The sequence below is a fragment of the Nocardia sp. NPDC004168 genome (assembly GCF_040610355.1).
GTDB lineage: Bacteria > Actinomycetota > Actinomycetes > Mycobacteriales > Mycobacteriaceae > Nocardia > Nocardia sichangensis.
On the sequence record NZ_JBEXME010000005.1, the window covers coordinates 293851 to 315217 of the forward strand.

At 66.3% G+C, this 21367-nt stretch carries 18 protein-coding genes; 4 read left to right on the forward strand and 14 right to left on the reverse strand.

The window, feature by feature from the left end; all coding sequences use genetic code 11:
• Positions 1-70: 70 nt before the first annotated feature.
• A complete protein-coding gene (locus tag ABZW96_RS13220; protein ID WP_355074218.1) occupies positions 71-553 on the reverse strand; it encodes a hypothetical protein in 483 nt (160 codons plus the stop codon).
• Complete coding sequence (locus ABZW96_RS13225) at positions 457-1539, reverse strand: hypothetical protein (RefSeq protein ID WP_355074219.1); 1083 nt, start codon at positions 1537-1539, stop codon at positions 457-459. Before ABZW96_RS13225 ends, ABZW96_RS13220 begins: the two co-directional genes overlap by 97 nt.
• Before the next feature lie 110 nt (positions 1540-1649).
• Between ABZW96_RS13225 and ABZW96_RS13230 the strand changes: the two genes are divergently transcribed.
• The gene (locus tag ABZW96_RS13230) at positions 1650-2282 is read left to right on the forward strand and encodes a TetR/AcrR family transcriptional regulator (protein ID WP_355074442.1); all 633 of its coding nucleotides are present in this window, start codon (positions 1650-1652) and stop codon (positions 2280-2282) included.
• Positions 2283-2400: 118 nt separating this feature from the next.
• Here the strand turns inward: ABZW96_RS13230 and ABZW96_RS13235 are convergent, their stop codons facing one another.
• Both ABZW96_RS13235 and ABZW96_RS13240 read right to left on the reverse strand, forming a co-directional pair.
• Positions 2401-3630 (reverse strand): erythromycin esterase family protein, encoded by a 1230-nt coding sequence (locus tag ABZW96_RS13235; RefSeq protein WP_355074221.1) that lies wholly within the window; start codon positions 3628-3630, stop codon positions 2401-2403.
• Between the two features lie 274 nt (positions 3631-3904).
• Positions 3905-4519, reverse strand: a complete 615-nt coding sequence (locus tag ABZW96_RS13240) for a TetR family transcriptional regulator (RefSeq protein WP_355074223.1) — start codon at positions 4517-4519, stop codon at positions 3905-3907.
• Positions 4520-4653: 134 nt separating this feature from the next.
• Between ABZW96_RS13240 and ABZW96_RS13245 the strand changes: the two genes are divergently transcribed.
• Positions 4654-5550 carry an SDR family oxidoreductase gene (locus ABZW96_RS13245; RefSeq protein ID WP_355074225.1) on the forward strand — a complete coding sequence of 299 codons (897 nt, stop codon included), beginning with the start codon at positions 4654-4656 and terminating at the stop codon, positions 5548-5550.
• A 254-nt stretch (positions 5551-5804) separates the two neighbouring features.
• Here the strand turns inward: ABZW96_RS13245 and ABZW96_RS13250 are convergent, their stop codons facing one another.
• From ABZW96_RS13250 to prpD, 6 genes are all read right to left on the reverse strand, one after another.
• The gene (locus ABZW96_RS13250) at positions 5805-7517 is read right to left on the reverse strand and encodes an acyl-CoA dehydrogenase family protein (RefSeq protein ID WP_355074227.1); all 1713 of its coding nucleotides are present in this window, start codon (positions 7515-7517) and stop codon (positions 5805-5807) included.
• A 318-nt stretch (positions 7518-7835) separates the two neighbouring features.
• A complete protein-coding gene (locus tag ABZW96_RS13255) occupies positions 7836-8747 on the reverse strand; it encodes a cutinase family protein (RefSeq protein ID WP_355074229.1) in 912 nt (303 codons plus the stop codon).
• A 609-nt stretch (positions 8748-9356) separates the two neighbouring features.
• Positions 9357-10067, reverse strand: coding sequence for a DUF6069 family protein (locus tag ABZW96_RS13260; RefSeq protein ID WP_355074231.1), 711 nt, complete (start codon positions 10065-10067; stop codon positions 9357-9359).
• 428 nt (positions 10068-10495) lie between these two features.
• Entirely contained in the window at positions 10496-11602 is a 1107-nt protein-coding gene (locus ABZW96_RS13265; RefSeq protein ID WP_355074233.1) for a bifunctional 2-methylcitrate synthase/citrate synthase, read from the reverse strand.
• Positions 11599-12513 (reverse strand): methylisocitrate lyase, encoded by a 915-nt coding sequence (gene prpB, locus ABZW96_RS13270; RefSeq protein WP_355074235.1) that lies wholly within the window; start codon positions 12511-12513, stop codon positions 11599-11601. Before prpB ends, ABZW96_RS13265 begins: the two co-directional genes overlap by 4 nt.
• The gene (gene prpD / locus ABZW96_RS13275) at positions 12513-14015 is read right to left on the reverse strand and encodes a 2-methylcitrate dehydratase PrpD (protein WP_355074237.1); all 1503 of its coding nucleotides are present in this window, start codon (positions 14013-14015) and stop codon (positions 12513-12515) included. The genes prpB and prpD overlap by 1 nt, the downstream gene beginning before the upstream one ends.
• 154 nt (positions 14016-14169) lie before the next feature.
• Here prpD and ABZW96_RS13280 point away from each other — a divergent pair, with 154 nt between their 5' ends.
• Entirely contained in the window at positions 14170-15606 is a 1437-nt protein-coding gene (locus ABZW96_RS13280) for a short-chain fatty acyl-CoA regulator family protein (RefSeq protein WP_355074239.1), read from the forward strand.
• Between the two features lie 20 nt (positions 15607-15626).
• Here the strand turns inward: ABZW96_RS13280 and ctaD are convergent, their stop codons facing one another.
• Positions 15627-17324, reverse strand: coding sequence for a cytochrome c oxidase subunit I (ctaD, locus tag ABZW96_RS13285; protein WP_355074241.1), 1698 nt, complete (start codon positions 17322-17324; stop codon positions 15627-15629).
• Between the two features lie 31 nt (positions 17325-17355).
• Positions 17356-19149, reverse strand: coding sequence for a thiamine pyrophosphate-requiring protein (locus ABZW96_RS13290; RefSeq protein WP_355074242.1), 1794 nt, complete (start codon positions 19147-19149; stop codon positions 17356-17358).
• A 158-nt stretch (positions 19150-19307) separates the two neighbouring features.
• Between ABZW96_RS13290 and ABZW96_RS13295 the strand changes: the two genes are divergently transcribed.
• Positions 19308-19811 (forward strand): FAD-binding oxidoreductase, encoded by a 504-nt coding sequence (locus ABZW96_RS13295; protein WP_355074243.1) that lies wholly within the window; start codon positions 19308-19310, stop codon positions 19809-19811.
• A 61-nt stretch (positions 19812-19872) separates the two neighbouring features.
• On the opposite strand, the gene ABZW96_RS13300 is transcribed toward ABZW96_RS13295, so the two are convergent.
• Positions 19873-20523 (reverse strand): hypothetical protein, encoded by a 651-nt coding sequence (locus ABZW96_RS13300; protein ID WP_355074245.1) that lies wholly within the window; start codon positions 20521-20523, stop codon positions 19873-19875.
• Positions 20520-21137 carry a hypothetical protein gene (locus ABZW96_RS13305; protein ID WP_355074247.1) on the reverse strand — a complete coding sequence of 206 codons (618 nt, stop codon included), beginning with the start codon at positions 21135-21137 and terminating at the stop codon, positions 20520-20522. The genes ABZW96_RS13300 and ABZW96_RS13305 overlap by 4 nt, the downstream gene beginning before the upstream one ends.
• Positions 21138-21367 lie beyond the last annotated feature (230 nt).

Below are 21367 nucleotides of genomic sequence, written 5' to 3' on the forward strand. Positions count from 1 at the left end.
GAACGGGCCCTCACTATCGACCGGCAGGACTCGCCGGTTATAGGAAAAATGTTCCCCGATGCGCCCGGAGTCACCGCTGTCCCTCGACAGCGCCGTCGATGAACAGCGGCGTCGACGAGACCGGGACCCGAAGCACTCCCCCAGCGATGTCGACCGGCACCCGAGCACCGTGCGCATCCACTACATGCGCCCGGAGAAACGGCCAGTCGCAGACGAATTCGTTCGGTGAATCATCCTGATCGGCCATGCCGCGCCGCTCCCAGACGACCAGCGCCGGAGTACCGTGATTCCGCTCGGCTTCGAACAAGTACAAGTCGGGACGATCGGTGACGGTGATCCGCCGAACCCGGGTGGCGCCGTCGAGCAGGCGTGCCATCAACTCGAACGTGTCGGCGGCCGGATGCCGCCGACCGATGGTTGCGCCCGCACTGTCCAGAAGCTGGAGTTTGCCGAACATCAGCGCACCCGCGGCACGGCTGTCGCGATAGAACTCCCATTCGGGGGCGATCGGGTAGTACAAGTTGCGCCGGATGCCCTCGGCGAGCGCGAGCATCGTGCGCACCACCACATCCCGGCAGGCCAGCCTGTGCCGTGTGCCTCCAGTTCCGGTGCGCACCCGTTCATGAACATCTGCAATGTGGGCGGCAGTTCGGCCATGCGCTGGTAGAGCTCGACCACCGGCGCGTCGGCCGCGGCTTCGATCTCTTCGAGGGTGTCGGGCATAGGAGCCTTCCCGAGGAACTGCTGCTGATGAACCGCGAGCACATCGGCCAGATGCGGCAGATTGTCCGGGAAATCCGTGGGCAGCGGCCCACTGTGTTCGCTTGCGACGACCGGCTTTTCGCATCCGTGCGCGGCCAGCTGCGCTCGGCATGCTCGCACCAGTTCCGGGACGGTGTACGGGTCGCCGTATGGGTGGATGTCGAAAACGTCGAAATGCTCCGCTCCATCCCGCAGCACCTCTCCGAAGAAGCGCCCCCAGGTGCGCGCTCCGGCCGGTCCGTCGCCCAGCATCGCCCCCGGCACCGCCGCGCCGAGTACCACCAGCGCCGCGGGGTCCGCCTGTTTCACGGCCTCGTGGAAGACCCGCAGCTGAGCGACATAGTCACCGGCCGTACCGGCCCAGAACAACGGCAGGCATGGCTCGATCTCGCACTGCCAGAAACGGATTCGGCCCGGCTGGTGCACGGCGAGCTCTCGGACGAAGCGATGGTAGCGGGCGATGTCGATGGCCGGCGACGCGGGCAGCCACCGGGTGGCGCGCCGCGTGGCCCAGTGCGAACCCGCGCACACCGTCACCCACGCCTCGTCGCCGTCGGCGAGTTGGTCCAGCAACGCGTCGAGCACGTGCAGATCGAACCGGCCGGGTTCCGGCTCGACCTGCGACCAGTAGATGTTCACCCGGACGATGCCTGCGCCCAGCGCCCGCGCCTGTGGCACGAACTCCTCGGGTCGGCCGAACAGCCCGTAGGTGGTGCCACGCACCACCCCGAGACGAATTCCGGGCAGCAGTTCATCCGCGGATACGGCAGAGGTCATGGTCGTGCTCCTTTCAGCGGGCAAATAGAGGACTATCAGTACTCTATTAGTGAGCCAAGCTACCACGAGATTCCGCCACCAAGGGACGTATAGTCCTCTAAGTGAACGGAATGAGTGGGCCGGACGGGCCGAGCCGCGCGGACGATCACCGCAAGGCGCCGCGACGGCGTGGCGAGGTGCTGGAGCAAGCGATACTGCGAGCGGCGGCGGAAGAACTCGCCGAGGTCGGCTACGCGGGCTTCGGCATCGACCGAGTCGCCACCCGCGCCGGAACCAACAAAACCACGATCTATCGCCGCTGGCCCAGCCGCGCGGCACTGGCGGTCGCGGCGTTCCGCGATGCCGCCCTGACCGACGACGTGCCCGACACCGGCGACCTGCGCACGGACGCACTCGCGGTACTACGCGGCGCCGCCGACCGAATGACGTCACGACAGGGAGAACTACTGCACGTACTGGCCACCGAAATGCACAGCCAACCGGACCTGCTCCGCGAAGTTCGAGATCAGCTGTTCGACACCAGCGTCACCCGATGGCTGACGATTCTCGGTCGCGCCGTCGCCCGTGGCCAAGCCCGCCCCGAAGCACTGTCGCCGCGAATCGCGACCGTGGCGGTCGATCTACTGCGCAACGAGTACCTTGTCCGCGGCGTCACCACCATCCCCGACAGCACCATCACCGAGATCATCGACACCATCTACCTGCCCCTCGTGCGGCCCCACGTCGGGCGGGGCGGCGAATGAGAGCGCGCCGCCTACTCGGACCGCGTCGAGCGCGTCAGAAGTGCGCGGCGCCACCGTCGATCGAAGTCGAGTGGCGTAATTTGTCGAGGGTCGTGGAGCGCGACGGCGGGCGCATGCGTCACGGTTGGGCGAGCGAGTGCGTCGGGGTGATGGTCCGGATGTGCAGGACGACGTCGAACCAGTCGCCCAGTCCGGCACCGGCGATGTGATGATCGACGTCGCGGTCAGGGCGGTAGGTCCCGATGACGAGGCGGAGCTTCGCGGGCCGATGCAGCCATTGCCGAACCGCGCCCGCGGGTGCGGTCCGCAGATCGAGCAGGTAACTGCCGAGCTCGGGTTGGTCGAGCACAGTGTCCGCGAAGCCCTCTGCCGGAGCGGGCACAGCCAGGTCGGCGCGGACGTTGCCGTGATGAAAGGTGAGCGCGACCGACAGATAACCGGTTCCGAAGCGGTCACGGAGCAGGGATCCCGTGTTCGGAAACCGTTGTGACATAGCGGCAACGGTGAGCTCTCGCGCGACGGCGGTGTTGGACACTCCTTCCCAGTACACGATCCGGTGCCCGGTGCGGTCGTGCCAGTCCACGATGCGGCGAGCGGCATCGACGGATTCGGCGGCGAAGTCACGGCGGCCCGAGGCGGTGCTGCTCTCGTGGTACCGCACGATGAGGCGAGCCGCGTCCAGGACTTCGGGTGCGCCTGCGGCGCCCGGCAACGACTCGACCAGCGTCAGCGCGTCTTGGGCGTGGTCAGCGAATGGGCGCCCGGGGTGGGTGCCGTTCGCACGCTGTATGTGCTCGCCCAGCCGATGGGCTGTCACAATCGGGTCGTAGTGCGATCCGAGATCCGCCTTCCTTTGCGGCGCAACTCTTTCCACGAACCTAGTCACGCGCTCGTAGTGCGCCGGTTTGGCGGCCTCGGGAGCCAGGCCGAACAGGCGTACCGGATCGTGCGGATGCGCACGATTGAACTCGCGCGCCCACTCCAGAACCGCGATTGTCTCGGAGGTGCGCCACGGCACCCACGCATCGCCCAGAATCGCCCGCACGTCCCCGGCACCCGTCCGCGCGTATTCGTCCATGGCCGCCACGACGGATTCGTCATCGAGTAGGGCGAGCGCCCGAAAACCTAGAGTTTCCACGAACACTCGCAATATCCGGTGTGCGGTCACGGACAGTTCGTGCCCCGCGCGGGTCGTCGCGCCGACTCCGACGACGACCGTGCCGTCAGCCCGGTCGGCCAACGCCGCCAAGTCCATGAGCGATCCATCGGCGTCGAGCGTGGCGAGGGGGCGGGCGCAGTCGCGGATCCAACGCGTCACGTGCGCGGAGTCGTGCGTCTCATCCGACATGATCTGCTCCTCGACGGACGGGCCCGCCGGACCTGGCTCGGCGGAGCGCTATGGAAAATACCTTTGCGATCAAAGGTATTTATCTTTGCTCGCAAAGGTACTTTCGGGATGGAGCGGATGTCAATTGCCGAATCGCGGTCACCGAGCCCCGTCTGCCCTGCCTACTGCGACCAACGCGCCGCGATGAGGTCGGCCGCGCCGGAACGCAGGAAGGACCGATCGAGTGAGCCGAGCATCAACGGCGTCATGAGCGATGGCGGGCGGCGACAGTTTCTCAGGATTGCCCGGCGGCGCGATCCGCGGGCGTCGCGCGATGCGCTGTCGCTTTTCCCGCGAGGGTCAGCAACTCGCCGAACACATCGGCTGCTATCTCGGCGAGCGACCGCTGCTCGTCTTCGCGAATCCATTGCGTGAAAGCGATCCCGAACACCGTGATGCACGACTCCGCCGCCAGCCTCGCGGCGAGGTCGTCGACGCCTCGCGCGCGCAGGGCGTCGGCGACCGTCGTGGCGAGACCTGCGAGCTTGTGCCGCTCGCGTTCCTGTAGTGCGGGGTTCTGGTCGATCACGAATTGTCGCGTACGGGAGTCCGACCGGCGTTCGTCGGGAAAGAACGACGCTACGGACTGCAGCGCGGAGGCGACGATGTCGATCGCGGAGGTGTCCGGGGGTGCGGCGTCCACACCGGTGACGAACGCTTCGGCCAGTAAGCCCTGTCCACGGAAGAGAACCTCTCGCTTGTCACTGAAGTGACGGAAGAACGTGCGTTCGGTCAGGCCGGCGGACTGCGCGATCTCCGTTGCGGTGGTCTGTTCGAAGCCCCGGGTGGCGAACAGTTCGAGCGCGGCCTGCCGCAGCCGCTCCGCGGCCCCAGGTTCCCAACGTGCCATGTCGCCAAGTGTAGTGATGACAGCTACTGACATGAAGGCGTAAGGTGATGTCTGTGACTGACGTCAGTCACAGACATCACCTCGCAGGGATCGCTCCCCGCTTCAGCGGCGGAGTGGACGAAGGAGTTCACGTCATGCATGTTTTCGTCACCGGAGCCTCTGGATGGATCGGCTCGGCCACCGTCGCCGACCTGCTCGCCGACGGCCATGAGGTCACCGGACTGGCCAGATCCGACGGATCCGCCGCAGCCCTCGAGGCAAAAGGCGCCCAGGTCCGCCGCGGCGACCTGGACGACCTCGACGGCATCCGCTCCGGAGCCGAGGCGGCCGACGCCGTCATTCATCTGGCGAACAAACACGATTGGTCCGACCTCGCCGCCTCCAATGCGGCCGAGCGAGCCGCCGTTCAGACCATCGGCGACGCGCTCGCCGGCACCGGCCGCCCCTTCCTGCTCGCGTCGGGCGTCGCCGCCCTCAGCCAGGGCAGGCCCGCGACGGAGGCCGACCCTTCTCCGTTCCACGGCCCCGACTCGCCGCGCGGAGGAAGCGAGAACTTGGCGCTCGAGTACGTCGACCGCGACGTGCACGCCGTGAGCCTGCGTTTCGCGCCAACCGTGCACGGCGCCGGGGACCACGGTTTCATCGCGACCCTCGCCGCGATCGCTCGCCGGACCGGCGTCTCCGGCTACCCCGGCGACGGCGCCAACCGGTGGGCCGCGGTCCATCGAGCCGACGCCGCCCGACTGGTCACGCTCGGCCTCGGCAAGGCCCCGGCGGGAACTCGCCTGCACGCCGTCGCCGAAGAGGGCGTGCCGAGCCGCGTGATCGCCGATGCGATCGGCCGAGCGCTGGACCTGCCCGTGACCTCCATCGCCCCGCAGGACATCCAAGGTCATTTCGGGTGGATCGGCGCATTCTTCGCGATGGACCTCTCGGCGACCAGCGATGCGACGCGAGAGCTGCTGGGCTGGACACCTACCGGACCGACCCTCATCGAGGACCTCGACGCCGGTGCCTACACGGCGCACTGATCGGCCGCCGCAAGTTCATGCCGTCGCCGGGGCGGTTCCACTGGCCAGCCTTCCACCGCGGTCACCGGTAGCCTCCCCGACCCAGCACGCCCTGTGGCGATCACCGCCTCGGCGACCACAAGAAAAGGCCGGTGTCCGCACCGGTGCGGCCGCGAACTCGGCCCGCGCCGCCTCGAGACCACAGGTTCCTGCGTAATCTCGACAGTCCTCGACGGCGACGGCGACGGCGTGCGCCGTCGAGGAGGGGCAGCCGGCTACGGGTTCATTTCGAACACGCCCGCGTGGCTCATCACCTCGTCGTGCAGGCGCGCGGTTCGCTGGACGTCGATGATCGGCTTATGCAGCACGCTCAGTGCCCAATCCTGTTGAGCGGTGGTCGAGGAGGCTTTCGAGAAGACTCCCAGCGCGTACGAGGAGAAGTCGCGCACGAATATCTCGAAGATCGAGTCCACAATGTCCTCGGACGCCCCTTTGATCTCGGCTTGTTCCAGGATGAGCTGCCCGTAAGGCAGCAGCGTGAACAATTCCCCCACCGCGAGCTGATAGTCCAGATCCTCGAGTTGGGCCGGGGTAGGCGGTGCCTGCACGGGGAAATGAGTGAAGCGCTCGGCTTGCTCGACGAACAATGCCACGTTGGGCAGGTGCCGATAGCGTTCGTACGCCGGCCGCCAATCCGCGAATCGCACTGCGCCCAACCCCGCCGCGCCCGGTTGCCGGAACAGCGACTCGTCGTCGCCGGGATCTCGTCGCACCGGTACCGGCGGCAGTTCCGCGGGGTTGAACAAGAAGTTCGGCATGAATTTCAACGTCAAGGCCATATTGACGTGTGCGGTGCCCTCCAGCCGTGGCATCGAGTCGATGGTGCCGCGTGCCGTCGCGAAGTAGGAGTCCTTCTCGAATCCTCTGGCGGAGACGACATCCGAGAGTTCACGGAACACGCGCTCGGCCTCGCGAGTGACCTTCATCTTGCCGATGGAGTTGAACATCACGAAGCGGCGGTCCTCCGGGGTCGAGCAGCGCATGTAGTCGATCGCTCGTTCGTGGTAGAGCCGCATGGCGGTCATGCGCACGTAGCTGTCGCTCAGGATCTGGCGCACTTGCGGGAAATCCGTGACGGGGTGCCCGAACAGGACCTTGGCGGCGGCGTGGTTGATCGTCTCGTAGAAACAGTGCTCCACGATCCCCAACGCGACCATGCCGATGTTGAACTTGCCGAGGTTGACCGCGGCGAGCGCGGAGTCGAACGCCTTGCGGCCTACGTGGAGTACGTCGTCGGCCGAGACGGGATAGTCCACCAGGTCGTAGGCGGAGACGAAGTTCTGCCCGTGGATGACGTTCTTGACCAGCCGGTAGTTCGGGTGCTGGCTGTCGGCGATGAACCAGACGTACGCGTCGGAACCCTCCAGGTCGGTGCGCCTGCCGATGGTCGGCACGATCCTGGCCACGTTGCCGTTGCCGATGTAGTACTTGCTGCCCGTGGCGGTGAAACCCCCTGCGCCATCGGGAGAGAGCAGCATATCGGTAGCGTAGATGTCGGCGCCATGGTCCTTTTCCGACAGCCCGAACCCGATGATCCCGCCGCGGTCGAGTTCCTCGGCCGCACGCAGATGCGCCTTGCCGTTGGCGCTCTGCCAGATGGTGGCGAGGCCGAGCGTGGAGACGCCCCACGCATACCAGTACTGCGATCCGTAGAAGCCGGTGATCTCGTTGAACCGGGAAATGAACGCGGTGTCCCAGCGCTTCTCCGGATCCGCGCCCGAACTCGCCCGCGGGGTCGCCATGTAGGCGATGATCCGGCTCTCCGCCAGGAACCGCATCCAGTCCTCGTACCACTCCGCTCGGTGCGCGTCGCTGGTGAGCGCCTGCTTGCCCTTCCGCTCGAAGAAGTCGACCACCGACCGCAGCCGAGCCCGCGTGGCGGGATCGAACTCCTCGAACGTCTCGGTCTTCGGGTTGAACAGGGCCATGACGACACCTTTCGAACTGACGGCAAGTGCCTTCAATTTAGAACTGACGGCAGCTGCCGTCAATCATCGGACGGGGCTCGGCGGTACAGGCGACGGTAAGCGGTCAGCGTCTCGGCGAGGTGTTCGACGACCTGGTCGCGTGTCGCGGGCAATGTGCCGTTCGACCAGGCCGAGAACAGGCCCGCACAGGCGCACGCCATCGTGGACCGCGGCCAGGTCGCGGCGCACCGGATCCCGGATACCGGTGCAGAAGTGCACTCGGATCAGGCGCGGTGGATACCGGCTCCAGCGGCGAGGTGCTCGTTACCGAACGGAGGGTCAGGAACTCGTCGCCTCGATGAGGCGCTGGCGCAGCCAGGTCAACGGCGTGGCCGCATCGGGGCCGATGGCGTACGCGGGATAACTCTGGTGAATGCCGGACTTCAGGAATTCATCGATCTGCCGCTTCCGCTGTTCGTAAGCGGAGGCGTTGAGCTGATCGGACAAGAGACCGAGGCCTCCCGCGGCCAGTGCGTCACCGATGATTTCGATTGCCTGCCGCTGGTATTCACCCATGTTGCCGGGATCGGGATTCGACAGTTGCACGAAGAAGCCGGCGATGCGTCCGGCGAAGTCGCCGTCCGGCATCGCGCAATACAGGTCACCCGCGATGCAGAAGGTGTAGGTCCGCGCGGTGAGCCAGCCGAAACCCCCTGCGCGAGGGCCGATCGCGCCCGCACCCGGGACAGGCGGCCCGATCAGGAGGTCGCCGGGTGAGCGACGAGGATCGGAAATCAGCCCGACCAGCACGACCCGGTGTGGCGGCACCACGCCCAGTCCGGTACCGATTTCGGCCGCGAGATCACCTGCCGCGTCCGCGCCTTGGCTGTAGCCGAGCAGCGCGATCCGGGTGGCCCCGCACAGCTGGGCCACTGCCGACACCAGAACGCGCGCTTTGTCGATCGCCTCCTGTTTGGAGCGACCGTACACTTCGCTTTCCCATGGGAAAGCCGTTGCCGCGTAGGGGACATAGTCGACCTGGACATCCCCGGGTAGATCATTCAGGCTCAGCGCGAGCATTCCTTTGCCCGGATCGGTGTTGGACGTTTCCCACGTTCCGGGAATCGCCACCACGTACAACTCTGGGCAATGGGCCGGTGCGCCGTCCGAAGCGGACACGACACCGAGATGAACGGTGGTCACCGCCACGGCTACCAACGCAGCGGCGATCGTCTTCCATCGAGCGAGCATCGAATACCCCCGGCGCTCATCACGGTAGCCGCAGGGGGTCCGTCATGCCGTTCGGGCCGCGCCGAGTTCGACGCCTCGGAGATCCGGTCGCTCCGGATCGTGATCGCACAACGGGTTTCGACGCCGCGCGCCGCCTGAGTCCATCCATACCTGCGCCACTCCTCATTGAGCCGAGCACCGATCGTGCGGGCACAAGGACGTCCACACGCGGGCACAGCGTAAGAATAGCCATTAACATATTGATCGTCCAGCGTGCCGCCTCAGCTCATCGCAACCCAGTCTCCGTCGCTGGCTTCCGGAGACATCAGCCAGTGCGAGTACCGTCCATTCCCGCTGCTGCAGCGGTTTTCTCGCATCCCGATGGCGCAACTTGCGGCACCACGTGCGTCGCGCGGCGAACAAAAGGCCCTACCGTTACCATCAATCGTAGCGGTGGGGTGAATAAGCAGTCACATACCCGCGCGGATGGGTCGGCAAGGCGAGTGAAGGTGCACGCTCCTCGATCAACCGCGCTCCCACACCCGACGAATCCTCCGGCGCCACGGCCACCCTGAGTGGGGGAGGCATCCGGCTCGCGGCAGCGCGCGGGCGAACACTACGCAGGGTCGATCACCGGGGCACGATGGTCTTCGCGCCCACCATGCGCACGAGGCTGAGGATCGGGAGCCCGATCACCAAATGTTCGATCCCGGTGGAGATGCCGACCCAGAGGTCGCTGGACAGTGCCAGAGGAATGATCACCGCCGCGGCGGTCAGAATGCCCACGATCCAGCCGAAGAACAACTCCGGCGACGGAGTGCCCAAGCGCAGCAGATACCACAGCACCCCGCCCAACAGCGCACAAATGAATGCCACCACGGCGAACCAGTACGCATCTTGGGCCATCGGGTTCCACACCCCGAACTTGCCGCTCTCGCTCACCCGGGTGGCGATGATCTCGATGATCCAGGCGCACAACCACGCCGCGAGCGCGGTCACCACCGCCGCGGCGATCACACCGCCGACGAACATGCCGATATTGACGTCCGGCTCCTGCCGCGACCGAGGTTGCCTCTCCGGGCGTTCGGAGTGCTGATACGCGCCCTGTCCCTGGTCCTGGCCGTATCCGGACGCCTGGTCGTATCTGTGATCCTGGGCGTACCCCTGATCCTGGGCATACCCGTGATCCTGGCCGTATCCCGAGGCCTGGCTGTACCCGCGATCCTGGCCGTACCCGGAGGACCGGCCGTTTCCGCGATCCTGGCCGTACCCGGGATCACGGTAATCGCCCGGCTGATAACCGGCTTCATAACGTGCGGTGTGCTGGTCGCGCGGATTCATGGGATTCAACCGCCGATCACCTCCTGGAGAGCTTGCGTGTGCGTCGAGTGTAGGGCGGGACCGCAAGGGCCGCTGCCCCCTATCCAATTCCGTTGCGCGCAGTCGTCACACAGGCCAGCGCCGCCATGGCGGAGATCACTAAGGTGCCGGACTCCGATCGGGGCCTGAGGATCGCCATCGCCCAGATGAAAGAACCCGGAATGGGCCCCGACCGCGGCCCGGAACCAACCGTTCATCCGGCGCAGCGGGGAAGGATCGCGGGCGGGCGAACACTCCCCGCCGGGGCGGCGCCGCGCGGTGATACGCAACGGGCCTGGGCGAGTCCGAGCGCCCCGCCCGCCACCGAGAGTCGGCGAAAAGTTAAGGGCCGACAACTCCTCCCGGTTCCCGGCCGATCGCACCTGAGCACGATCCGCAGTGCGGAAAGTTCAGGCGACGACCGTCCGTTGCGGGACGCCGACGTATTCGCTCAGTGGCCGGATCAACGCGTTGGATTCGCCCTGCTCGATGATGTGCGCGGTCCAGCCGGTGATGCGGCTCATCACGAAGATCGGGGTGAACACCTCGATATCGAAACCGAGCAGGTAGTAGGCGGGGCCGGTCGGGAAGTCGAGATTCGGTTCGATGCCGGTGGCCTCGCGCATGGTGCGTTCGAGGACCTCGTATATACGCACCCACTTCTGGCCGTCGGTCGCCGCGGCGATATCCAGGAAGGCTTTCTTCATGGTGGGGACGCGGGAGTCACCGTTCTTGTAGACGCGGTGGCCGAAGCCCATCACCTTCTCCTTGCGCGCCAGCTTGTTACGCAACCATGCCGGGGCCAGCGCGGGGTCGTCGATCTCCAGCATGTCGTGCATGACGGCTTCGTTCGCGCCGCCGTGCAGGGGCCCTTTCAATGCGCCGATGGCGGCGGTGACGGCGCTGTATATGTCCGACTGCGTGGAGGTGACGACGCGGGCGGCGAAGGTGGAGGCGTTGAAGCTGTGCTCGGCGTAGAGGATCAACGACACTTCGAACGCTTCCACCAACGCGCGCGACGGGATGGTCCCGAAGCACATGTTCAGGAAGTTCTCCGCGTACCCCAGATGGGAATGCGGTGCGATCGGGTCCAGGCCATGGCGACGGCGATGGTCGGCCGCGACGATGGTCGGCAGCACCGCGAACATGCGAAGAGCCTTGGCGCGGTTGGCGTTCGCCGAATTGTCGTCTTCGGCCGGGTCTTCCGCGCCGAGGTAGCTGATGGCGGTGCGGACCACATCCATCGGGTGGCAGGTGTCGGGCAACTTGGCCACCAGCGACAGCAGTGACCGGTCGGCCCGGCGGGACGCGCGTTCTCGCTGCTGGAACCGCTCCAGTTCGGCGTCCGAGGGCAACTCGCCGTACCAGAGCAGATACGCCACTTGTTCGAAACCGCAGTGTGCGGCCAGGTCCTGTACGGCGTAGCCACGGTAGGTCAGAGAGTTGGTTTCCGGCACCACCTTCGAGATGGCCGTGGTGTCGACGACGACGCCTGCTAGGCCTTTGGCTATGGTCACTGGTTCCTTCCCAGAGTGAAATCGAAGATGTCGGAGTCGAATTCGTTGTATCGCTCGTACTGGAGAAGCTCGTACAGGCGAGAGCGGGGCTGCATTCGATCGAGCGAGCCCGATTGCGTGCCCTGCTCGAAGATCTCCCGCAACCCGGCTTCGGCCGCGAACATCGCCAACCGCAGGGTGGACACCGGGTAGATCACCGCGTTGTAGCCGATCCGCTCCAGTGTCGCCGCCGGGATGAGTTCGGACTTACCGAACTCGGTCATATTCGCCAGCAATGGGATCGGCATCGCGGCCCGGAACTTCTCGAAATCCGCGACGGTGCGCAACGCTTCGGTGAAAATCAGGTCCGCGCCCGCTTCGGCATAGGCCCCGGCCCGATCGATCGCGGCGTCGATGCCTTCGATCCCGGCGGCGTCGGTGCGCGCGCAGAGCACGAAATTCGGATCCCGCCGGGCGGACACCGCGGCCCGGAGCCTGCGCACCATCTCCTCGACCGGCACCACAGCCTTGCCGTCGAGGTGACCGCACCGTTTCGGATTCACCTGATCCTCGAGATGGCAGCCCGCGATTCCGGCGTCTTCCAGCATCGAGACCGTGCGCGCGGCGCTCATCGGCTCGCCGAAGCCGGTGTCGGCATCGATGAGCACCGGCAGATCGGTCACGCGCGCGATCTGCCGACCGCGCTCCGCCACCTCGGTCGAGGTGGTGAGCCCGATATCCGGCAGCGCCAGATCGGCCGAGACCACCGCGCCGGAGACATACACGCCTTCGAAGCCGATTTCTTGAATCAGCTTGGCTACCAGCGGATTGAACGCACCCGGGAAACGCTGGATCGTTCCGGAGGCCAGCCCCGCGCGGAACGCGGCGCGTTTGTCGGCGGCCGGCGTGGCCGCGGCCAGCAGGCCGGTCATCAGAACAGTCCCTTCGGCAATTTCGGCGCCCGCGCGAGTACCTCGTCGGAGACGGTGAAGTTCAACTGACCCAGTTCCTCGGCGGACAACTGCGGGGTGCGCTGGGCCACGTCGAGGAAGCGGTCCTGCTCGCCCGCGTCGATCACTCCCTCGGCCAACGTCCGGAACTTGGCGATGTACTGGTCGCGGGTGAACGGCCGCGCGCCGAGCGGGTGCGCGTCGGCGACCGCGAGTTCGTCGACGATCACCTCGCCGCTCTTCAGCGTGACCTCGACACGGGCGCCGAACGCCTTCTCGTTCGGGTCGGTCGAGTGATAGCGCCGGGTCCACTCCGGGTCCTCGGCGGTGGAGATCTTGCGCCACAACTCGACGGTGTCGGGCCGCTGTGCACGTTCGGGGGCGTAAGAGCGCTCGTGGTGCCAGGTGCCGTCCTGCAGGGCGACGGCGAAGATGTACATGACGGAGTGATCGAGGGTTTCGCGGGACGCCGTCGGGTCGAACTTCTGCGGATCGCCCGATCCGGTGCCGATCACCACGTGCGTGTGGTGGCTGGTGTACAGCACGATAGAGGCGATCCGGTCCAGGTCGCCGATCCGCTCACGCAACCGGCGCGCCAGGTCGATCGGCGCCTGGCTCTGGTATTCGGCGGAATGCTCCTTGGTGTAGGTGTCGAGTATGCCGCGCTTGGGTTCACCCGGGCCGGGCAGCGGCACCGAATACTCCTTGTCGGGGCCGCCCAGCAGCCAGGCGATGACGCCGTCCTCCCCTTCCCAGATCGGCGACGGCGCGCCTTCACCGCGCAGGGCACGATCGACCGCTTCCACCGCCATCTTCCCGGCGAAAGCGGGTGCGTAGGCCTTCCAACTGGAGATTTCTCCCTTGCGCGATTGCCGGGTGGCGGTGGTGGTGTGCAGTGCCTGACCGATGGCCTGATAGATGGTCTCGGTGTCCAGGCCGAGCAGCGTGCCGATACCGGCGGCGGCGGACGGGCCGAGGTGGGCGACGTGGTCGATCTTGTGCTCGTGCAGGCAGATCGCCCGCACCAGGTCCACCTGGATCTCGTATCCGGTCGCCAACCCGCGGATCAGATCCCGCCCGCCGCGTCCGGCATGCTGGGCTACCGCCAGGATCGACGGGATGTTGTCGCCGGGGTGGGAGTACTCCGCGGCCAAGAACGTGTCGTGGAAATCCAGTTCGCGCACGGCCACGCCGTTAGCCCAGGCCGCCCACTCCGGCGAGCATCGGCCGTCGACGCCGAAGACGGTCGCGCCCGGCTGGTACGGGTGCGCCAGCGCCTGGGCGCGCGCGTTGGCCACCGGACGACGCGTCACCGACGCCGCCGCGACCGCCGCGTTGTCGATGATCCGGTTGACGATCATCTCCTCGGTCTCCGGAGCGACCGCCACCGGGTCCGCGGCAACCTCAGCGATCCGCCACGCGAGGTGCTCCTCGCGGGGGAAGTGCTCAGCGGAGCGACGCGTGCGGACGAAGTGGTTTTTCACGACGAAAGCCTCCAGATCATCGATTTCCGGGTTTCTTTTCGCACACTACACACGCCTATGCACGCGGGAAATCCGTTACAAATGCCGAATTTTGCGTACCGCAATCAGCAAATTTGTGGAAATTGCGAAATCTCGTGGTGCTACATTCGCGAGCATGCAGAAGATGTATGCGGGCGGACGGCTGCGCGCACTGCGCGAGCAACGCGGCTTGTCGCAATCGGGCCTGGCGAAGGCGCTCGCGCTGTCGGTCAGCTACGTCAACCAGCTGGAGAACGATCAGCGGCCCCTGACGGTGCCGGTGCTGCTACGCCTGAATTCCACCTTCGATCTGGACATGGGGTTCTTCGCCGCCGACACCGACGCGCGACTGCTGGCCGACCTGCACGACGTCTTCGCCGAGGATCCCGACGGCGCGACGGTGTCCACCGCCGAACTCGACGACCTGGTCTCCCGGGTGCCCGCCGCCGCCCGCGTCCTGGTGAGCCTGCACCGACGTCTGCGTGGCGCGACCGAACAACTCGAACGATTCTCCGCGGGCATCGAAAGCCCTACCGCCGACCCCGGTCGTGCCATGCCGTACGAGGACGTGCGCGACTTCTTTTACGACCACCGCAACCACATCCCCGAACTCGACCAGGCCGCCGAACGACTCTTCGCCGACCACGGTCTGGGCATCGGCGGCCTCGACCTGCAACTGAGCAAACTCCTGCGCGAGCGGCACGGCATCACGGTCGCGATCAGATCCGACGACCCACACCGCCCCGGCCCCAAGCGCGTCTACGACCCCGAAGCGGGCCGTATCACGCTCGCCCGCAGGCTCTCCGCCGGTCAGCGGGCCTTTCAGCTCGCCACGCAGCTGGCTTTTCTCACCCAGACCGCGGCCATCGATGCGTTGACCGCGAGGGTGGAGTCGATGGCTGACGAATCGCGCGGGCTCCTGCGGGTCGGGTTGGCGAACTACTTCGCCGGGGCGCTGATCCTGCCCTACACCCGGTTCCGGGACGCCGCCGAAGAGCTGCGCTACGACATCGATCTGCTGTCGGCGATGTTCGAGGTCGGCTTCGAGACCGTCTGCCACCGCCTGTCCACACTGCAACGCCCCGGACGACGCGGAGTCCCGTTCTTCTTCGTACGCACCGACCGCGCGGGCAACATCTCCAAACGCCAATCCGCGACCGCGTTCCATTTCTCCAGGGTCGGCGGCAGCTGCCCGCTGTGGGTCGTCCACGAAGCCTTCACCACGCCCGGTCGGATCCGTACCCAGATCGCCGAGATGCCCGACGGACGCAAATACCTCTGGCTGGCCCGAACCACCGACGAGAGCACCCCCGGATACCTCTCTCCCAGAAGGGATTTCGCGATCGGCCTGGGATGCGACCTCGCCTACGCCGACAAGCTCGTCTACTCCCACGGCTTGCCCATCCACGACGACACCTCCGCGGTGCCCATCGGCGCGGGCTGCAAGATCTGCGAACGCCCCGACTGCGCCCAGCGCGCCTTCCCGCAACTCGGGCGCGCGATCCGGGTCGATGAGAACCGCGCTGCCAACATCCCCTACACCCCGGCCGACCATCGCGGCGAACCGCGATGATCACACCGGCTTCATGCCACCTACGAGCCCCAGCCGACGTACGATTCCGCGCGCATCCGTTCTCGCATGTGCGGGTAGTGGAGTTCGAAGGCCGGGCGTTCGGATCGAATACGGGGGAGTTCGTAGAAGTTGTGCCGGGGAGGCGGGCAGGTCGTGGCCCATTCGAGTGAATTTCCCGCGCCCCAGGCGTCGTCCACGGTGACGACCTCGCCGTAGCGGTAGCTGCGGAAGGCGTTCCACACGAACGTGACCATCGAGACGCCCAGAATGAACGATCCGATGGTCGAGATGGCGTTCAGCGCCGTGAAGCCGTCGGTCGGCAGATAGTCGGCGTACCGGCGGGGCATACCTTCGGCGCCCAGCCAGTGCTGGACCAAAAAGGTCGTGTGGAAGCCGACGAATGTCGTCCAGAAATGCAGCCTGCCCAGGCGCTCGTCCATGTAGCGCCCGGTCATCTTGGGGAACCAGAAGTAGATTCCGCCGAAAGTGGCGAAAACGATCGTGCCGAACAACACGTAGTGGAAGTGGGCTACGACGAAATAGGTGTCGTGAATCTGCCAGTCCAGTGGCGGGCTGGCGAGGATGACGCCGGACAGCCCGCCGAACAAGAAAGTGACGATGAAGCCGACGGCAAACAGCATCGGGGTCTCGAAAGTCAGGTTCCCCTTCCACATGGTGCCGATCCAGTTGAAGAATTTGACCCCGGTCGGCACCGCGATCAGGAAGGTCATCATCGAGAAGAAGGGCATCAGCACCGCCCCGGTCGCGAACATGTGGTGCGCCCATACCGCTGCCGACAGCACTCCGATCGAGATGGTGGCGTACACCAGAGGTCCATAGCCGAACAGGGGTTTGCGGCTGAACACGGGCAGGATCTCGCTGATGATCCCGAAGAACGGCAGGGCCACGATGTAGACCTCGGGGTGCCCGAAGAACCAGAACAGATGCTGCCAGAGCAGGACGCCACCGGTAGCCGTGTCGTAGATGTGCCCGCCGAGATGCCGGTCGTAGGCCAGCGCCATCAAGGCGGCGGTGAGAATCGGGAACGCGAGCAACACCAGCACGCTGGTCACCAGGATGTTCCACCCGAACATGGACATGCGGAACATCGTCATGCCGGGCGCGCGCAGGCAGACGATGGTGGTGATCATGTTCACCGCGCCGAGAATGGTGCCCAAACCGGATACGACCAAGCCCATGATCCACAGGTCGGCTCCTGCGCCGGGCGCATGGATGATATCGCTCAGTGGCGTATACGCAGTCCATCCGAAATCAGCCGCGCCGCCGGGTGTCACGAATCCGGAGACCACCATCGTTCCGCCGAAGAGGAACAGCCAGAAGCTCAAGGCATTCAACCGTGGAAATGCCACGTCGGGTGCTCCGAGTTGCAACGGAAGGACCGCGTTGGCGAATCCGAACACCGTCGGAGTCGCATACAGCAGGAGCATGACGGTGCCGTGGATGGTGAACAGCTGGTTGTACTGCTCGGGTGAGAGGAACTGCAGGCCCGGCCGTGCCAGTTCCGCGCGCATGAGCAGCGCCATCAGACCGCCGAGCATGAAGAAGGCGGTAGCGGCGACGAGATACATGATGCCGAGCACCTTCGGGTCCGTCGTGGTGACCAGCCGCCACAACACCGAGCCCTTCGGAGCCGTCCGCGCCGGAAACGGCCTGGTCGGTGTGACCTGCGGTGCGAGTGGATACGACACTCGAGTCATCGATACTCCTCACCTACTACCGGCGAGACCTTCACCCGCGGTGGCCGGGGACGAATTCCTGGGCCTTGACTTTCACGCCTTGTGCCACGAGATGCCAGGCGTCGGGGTCGCCGCGCAGCACCGCTTCGGCGGTGGATTTCATCTGGTCCCAGGTGGCGTGCGGTGGGATCGGCGGTACCTCCGGATCGCAGCGGACGTCGAGCACCGTGGGCCGCTCGGCCGACAGCGCCGCTTCCCAGGCAGGCGCGAGGTCGTTCGGGTCGTCCACTGCGATGGCGCCCAGACCGTACGTGCGGGCGAGCTCGGCGTAGGAGACCTCCGGCAGCGACTGCGATTCCTCGAATTTCGGCGCGCCCCCCATCGAGCGCAGCTCCCACGTGACCTGGTTCAGGTCGTTGTTGTGGAACACGCACACCACCAGCCGTGGATTGCGCCACTGCTCGCGGTAACGGCTGATGGTCAGCAATTCGGCCGCGCCGTTCATCTGCATCGCCCCGTCACCGACGAGAGCGACCACCGGCCGGTCCGGGTGGGCGAATTTCGCGCCGATCGCGTACGGCACACCGGGCCCCATGGTGGCCAGCGTCCCCGACAACGAACCCCGCATCCGCCCGCGGAACCGCAGACAGCGGGCATACCAGTTGGTGGACGACCCGGAGTCCGCGGTCACGATGGCGTCCTCCGGGATGCACCGCGACAGTTCCCACACCACCCGCATGGGATTGACCGGCTTCGCGTCCAGCAGCGACTGGCGTTCGATCGTCTCCCACCAGCGCCGCACGTTGGATTCGATCGTCGTCCGCCAGCTGCGATCGGACTTGCGGCTCAGCAGCGGAAGCAGTTCGGTGAGTGTTCGTTTCGCGTCACCGACGAGGTTGACCTCGGTGGGGTATCGCATGCCGATCATGGCGCCGTCGATGTCGATCTGCACCGCACGCGCCTGACCGAAGTCCGGAAGGAACTGCGAATAAGGGAAATTCGATCCGATGATCAACAGGGTGTCGCAGTCGCGCATCAGTTCATAGCTGGGCCGGGTACCCAGGAGCCCGATGGATCCGGTCACGTACGGCAGGTCGTCCGATAGCACGTCCTTGCCGAGCAGGGCTTTGGCCACCCCGGCTCCGGTGATCTCGGCCAGCTCCATCACCTGCTCGGCGGCGTCCCGGGCGCCTTGCCCGACGAGGATCGCCACCCGCGACCCGGCGTCGATGATCTCGGCGGCTCGTTCTATGCCTGCGCGATCCGCGGTGACCGTGGCATGCAGTGCCGAGGGCGGGCTGGATGGCACTTGCTTGAACGCGTGCTCGGGCGGCTGATAGCGCTCCTCCTGCAGATCGGAGGGGATGATCAGCGCCGTGGGGGCCCGGCGGGTGGTCGCGATACGGAACGCGCGGTCGAGCGCGTTGGGCAATTGATCGGGAACGTTCACCTCGACCAGATAGTCCGACGCGACATCCTTGAACAGGCTCTGCAGATCGACTTCCTGCTGATAGCTGCCGCCCATCGCGCTGCGCGCGGTCTGCCCGACGATCGCCACGACCGGCACGTGATCGAGTTTCGCGTCATAGAGGCCGTTGAGCAGATGGATCGCTCCCGGACCTGACGTGGCGGTGCAGACGCCGACCTCGCCGCTGAACTTCGCGTAGCCCACCGCCTGGAACGCGGACATCTCCTCGTGGCGCGCCTGAATGAAGGCGGGTTTGTTGTCCGCCCGCCCGAACGCGGCGATCAAGCCGTTGATGCCGTCGCCCGGATAGCCGAACACCTGCTGCACGCCCCACTCACGCAGTCGTCGCAAGACATAGTCGGCGACCTGGTCAGCCATGTGGTTCTCCTGTCCGCCTTCGAGGTGTCGTCTCCGGGGCCGATTACCCCGGCCGGCGGCCCTCAACCCGAGGCATACGCGGCGACCGGACGGGTATCCGCGCGGTGTTCTCGTCTGTTCCGATGCTCACCTGCCGTCGTCGAGACGATGTGCCCGAAATGGCGCGTTCGCTTCAATTGCCCGGCCATCACAGCGCTTCCGGTCGTTCCCAATGGCCGTTGGAGGCACTGCGCGCGGAACTCACCGAGCGGATCGACGGAGAGGTTCGATTCGACTCAGGAAGCCGCGCGACGTACTCGACGGATGCGTCCAACTATCGCGCCGTCCCCCTCGGGGTGGTCGCGCCGCGCACACCGGAGGACGCGGCCACGGCGGTCGCCGTCTGTCGCGCGCACGACGTGCCGGTGGTGTCGCATGGTGGCGGCACGAGCCTGGCCGGGCAATGCCGCAACGCGGCGATCGTCATGGACCGGAGTAAATACTGCACGCGTGTGGTGTCGGTGGACCGTGCCGCCGCCACCGCCGTGGTCGAGCCGGGCATCGCGCTCGACCGGCTCAACACCGAGCTGGCATCCACCGGCCTGATGGTCGGCCCCAAGCCGTCCACCCATGTCAGCTGCACGACCGACAGCTCTCGCCGCGCTTCCGGCTCGACGGAATGAGAGCACGGCCCGGCCGGTGAAGGCCCGGGCGGCGACATGCCCTGACGTCCATACTTTTTCATCACCCGCCGGTCCACCGCGATTGCGGCGGACGCACCCGGTGCACGCGATCGACCGACGAGGCTCCGGGCTGCTCGACGAGCGGGATGGGCCATCGGAGGTCGATCATGGTCGCCGTGTGCAGCGTACGTTGGCGTTTCATGATCGGCCCGAGCTCCGGCGCGCCGATCGATACCGTCACGGTGCAATCGCCGGGGCCGAGCGCCGCCAGCATGCCGTTGCGAACGGTGGCGGCGAGCGGCTGGAGCAGTAGCGCGACGCAGAGTTCGATCGTGAACTCCCCCACCGGGTTTCCGTCGATGGTGACATCCAGGCACGGATGGTAGGTCTGGGTGATCTCGTGTTCGAACAGCGTCACCTGCTCGGCTCCGCCCGCACTTGTACGCATCGCCGCCATGCGTAGCCGGTCGTAGCGGCGCCAACCCTCGATCGCGACAGTGCCCAAGTCGACCTCGAGCAGCCCATCTATCGTCTCGGCCACCTCGTGCAGCGCCGCCGACTCCAGTAGTGCGGCCACGCCCGGCGCCCGGCGCAGTGCCAAGTGTTCAGCGCCCCTTTCGTGCAGGCACTCGGCCAACTCGCCCACACCGACATCGTGCGGAGCGTTCTGGAACAGTACTGTCCGAGCCCTGATCAACGCTGGACTTGTCATCCGAATACCTCCTTGACATTCAGCCATGGCTCGCGGGCCCGCAGGCGCACCCGGACGTCGGGAGCGCGGGCGCCCTGGCGAACGTGGATGGATGGGGGGACGTCCGCGACCACACGCACCTGTACCCGTGGCAGATGCGGATCCTCGTCGTGCGACGCGCCGCCCGGGCGTTTCCCGCGACCCCGTACGACCAGCGCCGCGGCACCGAGGGCAAGGAGGAACCCTCCGAGGCCCACTATGCCGACGGGGCCGGTGTCCGGGTTGCCCGCATCAACTTGTTCCGGAGGAGGCGGAGGATCGCCGGTCGGTTCCGGGGTTCCGGGTCCGTTGGATGTGGGGACGAGCCGCGCGGGTGAAATCTCCACGGACGTCTTCGCGACAATGCGCTGTGAGGTTTCCGAACAGGCGGCGGGGATGGAGTGCAGACCCAGTTCGGCTCCCTCTGGCACATCGACGCGAGCATCGAACGAACCACCCTGAACCTGAGCGGTCACCGCTGCGGACCAGTCCGGAAGCACCCGCACCAGGCCGCAGGGCCAGCGCTCGCCGTGCACAGTGATCACGGTGCCGCGTTCGGCCGTGGCCGGCGCGACGAGCACGGGTGCGGGAAGCACGGCGGAACTCTCGGGCGGAACGGGGGAAGGACCGGAACTCAGTGGCGACGCAGGTGTACGGACCGGTTTCGTCGTCGTGATCGTCGGTCCCGGTTTCGTCGTCGTGGTTGTCGGTTCCGATTTCGTCGTCGTGGTTGTCGGTTCCGGCTTTGTCGTCGTGGTTGTCGGTTCCGGCCTTGTCGTCGTGGTTGTCGGTTCCGGCCTTGTCGTCGTGGTTGTCGGTTCCGGTT